Source organism: Arthrobacter sp. NPDC056691 (genome assembly GCF_042791415.1).
Classification (GTDB): Bacteria; Actinomycetota; Actinomycetes; order Actinomycetales; family Micrococcaceae; genus Arthrobacter.
Genome location: NZ_JBHTXX010000061.1, coordinates 1 through 7,156 on the forward strand (window position 1 = coordinate 1; position 7,156 = coordinate 7,156).

The 7,156-nt window shown below is 65.4% G+C and carries 8 protein-coding genes; 5 read left to right on the forward strand and 3 right to left on the reverse strand.

Features of this window, described 5'->3' with window-relative positions:
• The first annotated feature begins 55 nt into the window (after nt 1-55).
• Entirely contained in the window at nt 56-322 is a 267-nt protein-coding gene (locus ACFRAU_RS25875) for a hypothetical protein (protein WP_377998160.1), read from the forward strand.
• 21 nt (nt 323-343) lie between these two features.
• Here ACFRAU_RS25875 and ACFRAU_RS25880 read toward each other — a convergent pair whose 3' ends face one another.
• Nucleotides 344-1,045, reverse strand: a complete 702-nt coding sequence (locus ACFRAU_RS25880) for a type 1 glutamine amidotransferase domain-containing protein (protein ID WP_378001997.1) — start codon at nt 1,043-1,045, stop codon at nt 344-346.
• Nucleotides 1,046-1,100: 55 nt separating this feature from the next.
• Complete coding sequence (locus ACFRAU_RS25885) at nt 1,101-2,417, reverse strand: class I SAM-dependent methyltransferase (RefSeq protein WP_378001998.1); 1,317 nt, start codon at nt 2,415-2,417, stop codon at nt 1,101-1,103.
• 231 nt (nt 2,418-2,648) lie between these two features.
• Between ACFRAU_RS25885 and ACFRAU_RS25890 the strand changes: the two genes are divergently transcribed.
• Nucleotides 2,649-3,116: a hypothetical protein gene (locus tag ACFRAU_RS25890; RefSeq protein ID WP_378001999.1), complete on the forward strand. Its 468-nt coding sequence runs from the start codon at nt 2,649-2,651 to the stop codon at nt 3,114-3,116.
• A gap of 455 nt (nt 3,117-3,571) precedes the next feature.
• On the forward strand, nt 3,572-4,039 hold the full coding sequence (locus ACFRAU_RS25895) for a hypothetical protein (protein WP_378002000.1): 468 nt from the start codon (nt 3,572-3,574) through the stop codon (nt 4,037-4,039).
• Nucleotides 4,040-4,121: 82 nt separating this feature from the next.
• Here ACFRAU_RS25895 and ACFRAU_RS25900 read toward each other — a convergent pair whose 3' ends face one another.
• Nucleotides 4,122-4,586 (reverse strand): hypothetical protein, encoded by a 465-nt coding sequence (locus ACFRAU_RS25900; RefSeq protein ID WP_378002001.1) that lies wholly within the window; start codon nt 4,584-4,586, stop codon nt 4,122-4,124.
• Nucleotides 4,587-4,967: 381 nt separating this feature from the next.
• Between ACFRAU_RS25900 and ACFRAU_RS25905 the strand changes: the two genes are divergently transcribed.
• Both ACFRAU_RS25905 and ACFRAU_RS25910 read left to right on the forward strand, forming a co-directional pair.
• Nucleotides 4,968-6,599, forward strand: coding sequence for an alkaline phosphatase D family protein (locus tag ACFRAU_RS25905; RefSeq protein ID WP_378002002.1), 1,632 nt, complete (start codon nt 4,968-4,970; stop codon nt 6,597-6,599).
• A gap of 62 nt (nt 6,600-6,661) precedes the next feature.
• The gene (locus ACFRAU_RS25910) at nt 6,662-6,949 is read left to right on the forward strand and encodes a hypothetical protein (RefSeq protein WP_378002003.1); all 288 of its coding nucleotides are present in this window, start codon (nt 6,662-6,664) and stop codon (nt 6,947-6,949) included.
• Nucleotides 6,950-7,156 lie beyond the last annotated feature (207 nt).

Here is a 7,156-nt window from a genome sequence, read left to right on the forward strand (position 1 = left end):
ACTTTTGTTTGAAAGTGCGGGAGACTGGAACTTCTCGATCAGAAAGCGGACCACATTGATCAATCTGCAGCAGGATGCCGAAGGCTTCATCCGGATGAACCGGCATTTCCCGGAGAGCATCCTCGTCTCCCTCACCTTTTCCGATGGCTCGGTGGAGGAGGTCTCCGGCAAGCGGCTCAACCAGGCGTACGACGAAGCCCTGGCCGAGTTCCGCGCCCAGAACCATCTGGACGCGAGAGGATTCTCGCGCCACCAGAAAAGCCGGAGCAACCCCGGAAACAAGCTCGACTTCGTGCGGGTCCAGCCCGGCATGGGCGACTGACGGGCTCGCTTAAAGCAACGCCTACTCGGCGAGGGCCTTGATGACCTCCTTGGCCACGTCCTCACTGGACTGCGGGTTCTGGCCGCTGATCAGGTTGCCCTCGCGCACCACGTGGCTGGCCCAGTCCGGGCCGGTCTCCACGTTGGCGCCCTTCCCCTTCAGGACGGTCTCGACGAACCAGGGCGTGTTCTCTCCGGTGCCGCCGCCCATCTCCTCGGAGTTGGCGAACACCGTCACCTTGCGGCCCGCGAAGGCCAACGCGCCGTCGTCGGCCGTGGCGCTGAGCAGGCCGGCGGGGCCGTGGCAGAAGGGCGCGATGATCTTGCCGGCGCCGTTCGCCTCCAGGAGGATCCGGCCGAGGTCCTTGTCCTGGAACAGGTCCGCCATGGGGCCGTGCCCGCCGGGCAGGACCACGGCGTCGTACCCGGCCATGTCGACGTCGGCAAGCACCAGCGGCGCGAAAAGGTCGACGTCGATCATCTCCAGGTAGGTGCGGAAGTCCTCCGCCCGTTCCTCGCTGCCCACCGTGTCCGCCTGCAGGCTGAGCGCGTCCACGGTGGGCTTGACGCCGCCGGGAGTGGCGAAATCCACCGTGTGCCCGGCCTGCTGCAGGGTCCTGTGCGCCACCACCACCTCCTCGGCCCAAAATCCGGTGGGGTGCTGGCTGCCATCCTTCATGGTCAGCGAATCGGCGGCCGAGACGACCATCAGAATGTCAGCCATTGTCCTCGCTCCTTATGTGGTTTTCCTTGGTCTCGAGCGTGATAACCGGCGGCGCTCAGCCGGCCCAGCTCCTCAGCCGCAGCGCGGGCTCCTCGCCGCCGGCCTTCTGCAGCAGCACCTGGGTCACGCCGGTCAGTCCGCCCTCGAAGCCGAGAGCGCTGGCTGCCATGTACAGCCGCCAGATGCGGGCGCGGCCTTCGGACGTCAGCCGCACGGCCTCGTCCCACTGTTCCTCTAGGTTCTTCACCCAGGCACGCAGGGTCAGGGCGTAGTGCCGGCGGAGGGCCTCGGCGTCGAGCACTTCGAAGCCGCCGCCCTCCAGCGCCACCACCATCTCGCCCAGGCTGAGCATCTCGCCGTCGGGGAAGACGTAGCGGGGGATGAAGGAATCGGGATCGTCCTCGGTGGGTCCGGCGTTCCAGGAGATGGCGTGGTTGAGCAGCCGACCGCCGGGCCGCAGCAGGCCATGGAGCTGCGAGACGTAGCGGTTCAGCTGTTCGCGGCCGACGTGTTCGGACATGCCGACGGAGCTGATCGCGTCGAAGGGCCCGTCGGTCACATCGCGGTAGTCCTGGACCCGGATGTCCACCAGTTCTGTCAGCCCGGCCTCGGCCACCCGCTTGCGGGCGAGCTCCGCCTGCTCGGTGGACAGGGTGATGCCGACGACGCTCGCCCCATACCGCCCGGCTGCACGCAGCGCGAAGCTTCCCCAGCCGCAGCCCACGTCCAGCACCCGCATGCCCGGTTTTAGCCCGAGCTTGCGGCAGACCAGATCCAGCTTTTCCTCCTGGGCAGCCTCCAGGCCCGTGTTCCCGTCCGACCAGACAGCGCACGAGTAGACCAGCGACGGGCCGAGCACCAGCCGGTAAAAGTCGTTGCCGACGTCGTAATGGTGCGAGATCGCGGCGGCGTCCCGTTTCCTGCTGTGCCGCCTGCCGTGCTTTTCCACCTTCGCTTCCTCCGGCGGGGGAGCGGGGTTGGGGCCCAGCGCGCCGAGCCGGATGACGGTCTTCGCCAGTGTCCACACTTCCCGGGGCGTCAGCGGACTGAATGGCCCGGGCTCGGCGAACTTGCCGGCGGAGCTCAGCGCTGCGAAGGCGGCGAAGATGTCGCCGTGTGCCGTGATTTCGCCCGCGACGTACGCGCGGCTCAGGCCCAGCTGCCCGGGTGACCAGAGGATCCGCCGCAGCGCTCTGCGGGAAGTGAACTCAATGAGCGGGGCACCTTCGGGGCCCGCTTCCGAGCCGTCCCACGCCCGCAGCCGGACCGGTATCTGATCGGTGCCCGGGTCTCCCTTGCCCAACTCCCCGGTGCCGAGGACGATGGCCAGTGCCTTGGCCAGGTTTGGTGCCGCTCCGGTCGTTTTTGCCATCCTCGTCGCCTCTCGTCCGCTGCCCAGCTCGGCGCCTGCGCCATTGCAGTCCCGTGGCAATAACGTACACAAGCCTGCCTGCACCGGACAGGGAGACAACCCTGTCTCGCAATGGCCTGTCTGGCAGTGGACGGGCCGTGCCAGCCCGGGAAGCAGCCGTGTCTGGACCGGGAACCGGCGCGGTGGGATCCTGATCGCAGGCACTCTCGGAGAGGGAAGCTGGTGGCAATCATGGACGATTCACCGGAAACACGTCAGAGGCTGTCCGAGCGCATCGATCAGAAGCAGCGGGAGATCCGCTCGTATCTGGGACGGCAGTTGCCCCGCCGCCACAGACTCACGGAGTTCAGCGTCATTGGCAGTGTGCTGGCTGCTCTGTTGACGGCTGGTCCCGCGTTCGGGGGTACGGAGTTCACCGGAGCAGTTCAGAACACGTTGTCCCTGGGTGACGCCTCGATCGTGTGGCGTGCTCTGTGCCTGGGTGCGGTGGTTCTGTCCGTAGGGGCTGGCCTCGCCACGAACTCCGCCAACTCCCAGTCCCTGGCCGAGAAGGTCAGCGCGGCGGAGACGGCCATCGCCCAGTTGGAGGGGCTGCAGCTGTCCCTGGACTTCGGCCGCATCGAGATCGACGAAGCGGCCCTGCTCTATAAACAATGCGTTTCCCACGTGGCCTTCGTGGACGCGGCGCCTTCGCGCTGAGCTTCCAGCGATTCGCCTGCCCGCCGCTAGGCTGACCTTGTGGCAACCATGTGGTGGAAGTCCTTGCCGGATTTTGAAAGAGATCTGAAGTCAGCAGACAACGATCGAGTTGAAGTGATGCGCCAGTGGGCAAGTGACCGCGAAGACTCCGCCGACGCACCCGGTCCTGGCCGCGCTCCGAAGGCGAGGCGCCATTTCAGGCTGATGCGTGTCGCTGCCGAGCAGGAGCTGGCGAGACGCGGGGCGCCGTGACAGCCACGTCCATACTTCCTCGATAGAATCACGGCTCTTTAGCGGCAGCTCCGGCTTCTGTGGCGCCGGCGGAACTTCGAGTGGGGCCCTGCTGTTCTGCGCCCAAAGCAACTGTGGAACCGGCAAGGCGAGTCTGGACCCGGCATGAGTGCGGTGGGATCCTGATCCAAACGTCGACGGGGGGAGAAAGGCTGTAAGAGACCATGGACGAATCCGCCGATACGCGGCAACGGCTGTCGGAGCGCATCGACCAAAAGCAGCAGGCCATCCGCTCCTTTCTGGGGCGGGAGCGGCCGCGCCGGAACCGGCTCTCAAACATCAGCATCGTAGGCAGCGCGCTGGCGGCCATGCTCACCGCCGGTCCCGCCGTCGGAGGGACCGGATTCACCGAGGCAGTCCAGGGGATCTTTTCTCTGGGCGACGACTCCATCGTGTGGCGGTTCCTCTGTCTGGGCGCCGTGATTTTCTCTGTCGCCGCTGCTCTCGCCACAAATTTCGCCAACTCCCGGGCGCTGGGCGAAAAAGTCAGTGCGGCCGAGTCCGCCAACGCCCAGCTCGAGGGCCTGCAGCTCTCACTGAACTTCGGCAACCTGGCCGTGCCCGACGCCCTCAAGCTCTACCAGCAAGCCGTGGCCCCGGTGGCGTTCGTGGATGAGGCACCTTCGCGCTGAACTGCTTAGTCGAACAACGCACGACGGCGGGTGGCTGGCAGGAATGCCAGCCGCCCGCTTTGCGCGCGTCAATTAGCGCCTTTCAAGCCAGCAGTGCACAGATATCCGTGACTTGTCCGGTGCCTTCGAAGGGGCTGATTTGCCTTCCTCTTCCATCAAGAACGTATGTGACGGAGCCAATCGTAAGATAGACACCCTTCCTGTCGCCCTCTGGAATTGTAAGAACGTTCCTTCCTGTCGCCGTTATTTCGACGCGGTTCGGCGACACATTCTCCACATGGCTTGCTCCGGTGATGCCGAAGGTTACGCTTTCACCGGTCTTCACGTTGGTGAGCGTCACCTCTTGTCCTGGGGCGGTGAAAATGGTGGCTCCATTTGAAAGTTCGTTGACACCCGCCTTACCTGTAACCACAGCCTCAATCCTGTAGCCACACTCTTTAAGAGTCAGAGTGACGGTCCCGATGGGCTCCGGAGCGGCGGTGGCGACGGCCCCCGTTCCGGCTACGAGGCCGGTCAGCAGTCCTGTCAGTACTAGAAGCTTCTTCATTGCAAACTCCATCCAAGATGTCGTCAGGGGAAAATGCGCACGGCAAAGTGGCCGAAAAGTGCGCAAGAAAATACGATGATCATTTACGTCGAATATTCGAAAGGAAACGGCTCTCGCAAGAGACGACCGCAAATGAGTTGCCGCGAGGAAAGATGCCGGGCATCAGATTTCCCACTCATTTCCCCTTACAAAGTAAAGGTCAGCTCTCGGCATTAGCGTCTTTGATTAATGCCTAGATGCAGGATATTAGACCCTGCCTCTCACGCTTGGGAAGACAAATTCATTATTTGTCAAGGAATTCGATCTGGTTGTCACTGCCGCGATCGACCCGGTTCACCCCGACGTCGCCGGCCCTTAACCCGGCCCGTCAACCATGGGCACATGACTCCTCTCTCCCGCCGTAACGTCCTCAAAGGTGCCATCGCCGCTGCCGGTGCCGCCGCCGTCGCCCCTTCACTTGTTGTCCCCGCGCACGCCGCCCGCCCCGCCGCGGTTCCCCTGGTGCGAAACCGGCTGACGCTCCCGTCCGGCATCTCCACCGGAGACGTCACCACCAACTCCGGTGTCCTGTGGTCCAGGGCGTCGGGCGCGGGGCGGCTTATCGCCAATCTCGTGGCCGTCGACGAGGGCGGGTCCGCGCTCCGCGGCAGCCGCGCCTTCAGCCGTATGCTGCGCGGCACCACGGCCAGCGACGCCACCGACTTCACCTCCAAGATCGCCGCCCGTGACCTCCCGGCGGGAACCCGCTTCGCGCTCACGATGCACTTCGAGGACCCGGACGGGAACGCCGGCGAGGCCGCCCGCGGCTCGTTCAGCACCGCGCCTGGCTCGAAAGCCAACAGCTCCTGGTCCCGCAGCAACGGGACCAAACGCGGCCAGAGCTTCGTCTGGACCGGCGACACGGCCGGCCAGGGCTGGGGCATCAACGAGGAGATCGGCGGCATGCGCGGGTACGCGGCCATGCTTGCCGCCAAGCCGGACTTCTTCATCCACTCGGGCGACACCATCTACGCCGACGGCCCGATCGCCGCGCAGGTCACCGAACCTGACGGCCAGGTGTGGCGCAACCTCGTCACTGAAGAGGTCTCCAAGGTGGCCGAAACCCTCGAGGAGTACCGCGGCCGGCACCGCTACAACATGATGGACAAGAACATCCGCGCCCTCTACGCGGAGGTCCCTGTCATCGCCCAGTGGGACGACCACGAAACCCACAACAACTGGTACCCCGGGCAGATCCTTACCGACTCCCGCTACACCGAGCGCCGCGTGGACGTCCTCGCCGCCCGCGGCCGCCAGGCCTGGCAGGAGTACCAGCCCATCGCCCAGCTCAGCGACGGCAGCACCGGCTTCGAACCGGCCCGCATTTACCGCAAGATCACCCGCGGGCCGCAGCTGGACGTGTTCTGCCTGGATATGCGCACCTTCAAGGACCCCAACACGGACGGCAAGGAAACGAACCTCACCCACATCCTTGGCCAGGAACAGGCCGACTGGCTCATCCGCGAGGTCAGCAAGTCCAAGGCCACGTGGAAGGTGATCTCCGCGGACCTGCCGCTCGGCATCATCGTCCCTGACGGTCCGGTCAACCAGGAGTCCCTCTCGAACCGCGACGCCGGTGCCCCCCTGGGCAAGGAACTCGAGATCGCGCGCGTGCTGTCCGCGTTCAAGCGCAACCGGGTTAAAAACGTGGTGTGGCTCACCGCGGACGTCCACTACACGGCCGCCCACCATTACTCGCCCGAGCGCGCCGTCTTCCAGGACTTCGACCCCTTCTGGGAGTTCGTGGGCGGGCCCATCAACGCCGGCAGCTTCGGCCCCAACCAGATGGACGCCACCTTCGGCCCCGAGGTGGTCTTCTCCCGGGCAGGCGCCTATGCCGGCGAGTCCCCGCGCAGCGGCGAAAGCCAGTACTTCGGCCATGTGGACCTCGGCGAGGACGACGTCTTCTCGGTCACGCTCCGGAACGCCAACGGCGCGGTGATCTTCCGCAAGGACCTGAACCCGGAGCGCTGACCGGGCAGGCTCAACGAGCAGGACCGGTAGCCACCCTGACCGTCTGGTGGGACGATTCCACTATGAGCGAGTTCTTTCCGGATCATGGACCGCACCTGCACGCACATGCGGCCCCCACCACCCAGCAGATGCGCACCGTTGGCCAGCGCCGTCGGGACGCGGAAGAGAAGCTGGAACAGCATCTTCAGGAAGCCCGTCACAAAGACCAGCTGCAGCACGGTGAGACAGCCACACTCGCGGGTGCTCCGACGGCGGACGGGCAGGACTTTTCCGGTCTTCAGTACGACGGTTTCCAGGACGACGGCGGGCTGCCCGACGGAGAGAGCGTGGATCCGAACCCGGGGCGGTAGTCCCTTTCCCGCTCCCTAACTTGGCAAGCTTCGTCAGGGCGGCCGGGGTCGTGGGGCCCAAGCTCATCCGGCCGGGGCTTTCGGCTGGCTCAACCAGCGAAAGACAGGCAAAGCCCGACGGCGGGGGGCCCCCAAACGATGCCCGGCCCCCCCCCGCCGGGGTTACAGAAAAAGCGGCGACCCCCAGGGGGAGAGAGCCCTGTTTTA

What these genes read in the sequence shown, in the direction of transcription:
- ACFRAU_RS25880 (WP_378001997.1), bottom strand. Translation starts at nt 1,045, where the DNA reads ATGGCTGACATTCTGATGGTCGTCTCGGCCGCCGATTCGCTGACCATG.
- ACFRAU_RS25885 (WP_378001998.1), bottom strand. Translation starts at nt 2,417, where the DNA reads ATGGCAAAAACGACCGGAGCGGCACCAAACCTGGCCAAGGCACTGGCC.
- ACFRAU_RS25910 (WP_378002003.1), top strand. Translation starts at nt 6,662, where the DNA reads ATGAGCGAGTTCTTTCCGGATCATGGACCGCACCTGCACGCACATGCG.
- ACFRAU_RS25895 (WP_378002000.1), top strand. Translation starts at nt 3,572, where the DNA reads ATGGACGAATCCGCCGATACGCGGCAACGGCTGTCGGAGCGCATCGAC.
- ACFRAU_RS25905 (WP_378002002.1), top strand. Translation starts at nt 4,968, where the DNA reads ATGACTCCTCTCTCCCGCCGTAACGTCCTCAAAGGTGCCATCGCCGCT.
- ACFRAU_RS25890 (WP_378001999.1), top strand. Translation starts at nt 2,649, where the DNA reads ATGGACGATTCACCGGAAACACGTCAGAGGCTGTCCGAGCGCATCGAT.
- ACFRAU_RS25900 (WP_378002001.1), bottom strand. Translation starts at nt 4,586, where the DNA reads ATGAAGAAGCTTCTAGTACTGACAGGACTGCTGACCGGCCTCGTAGCC.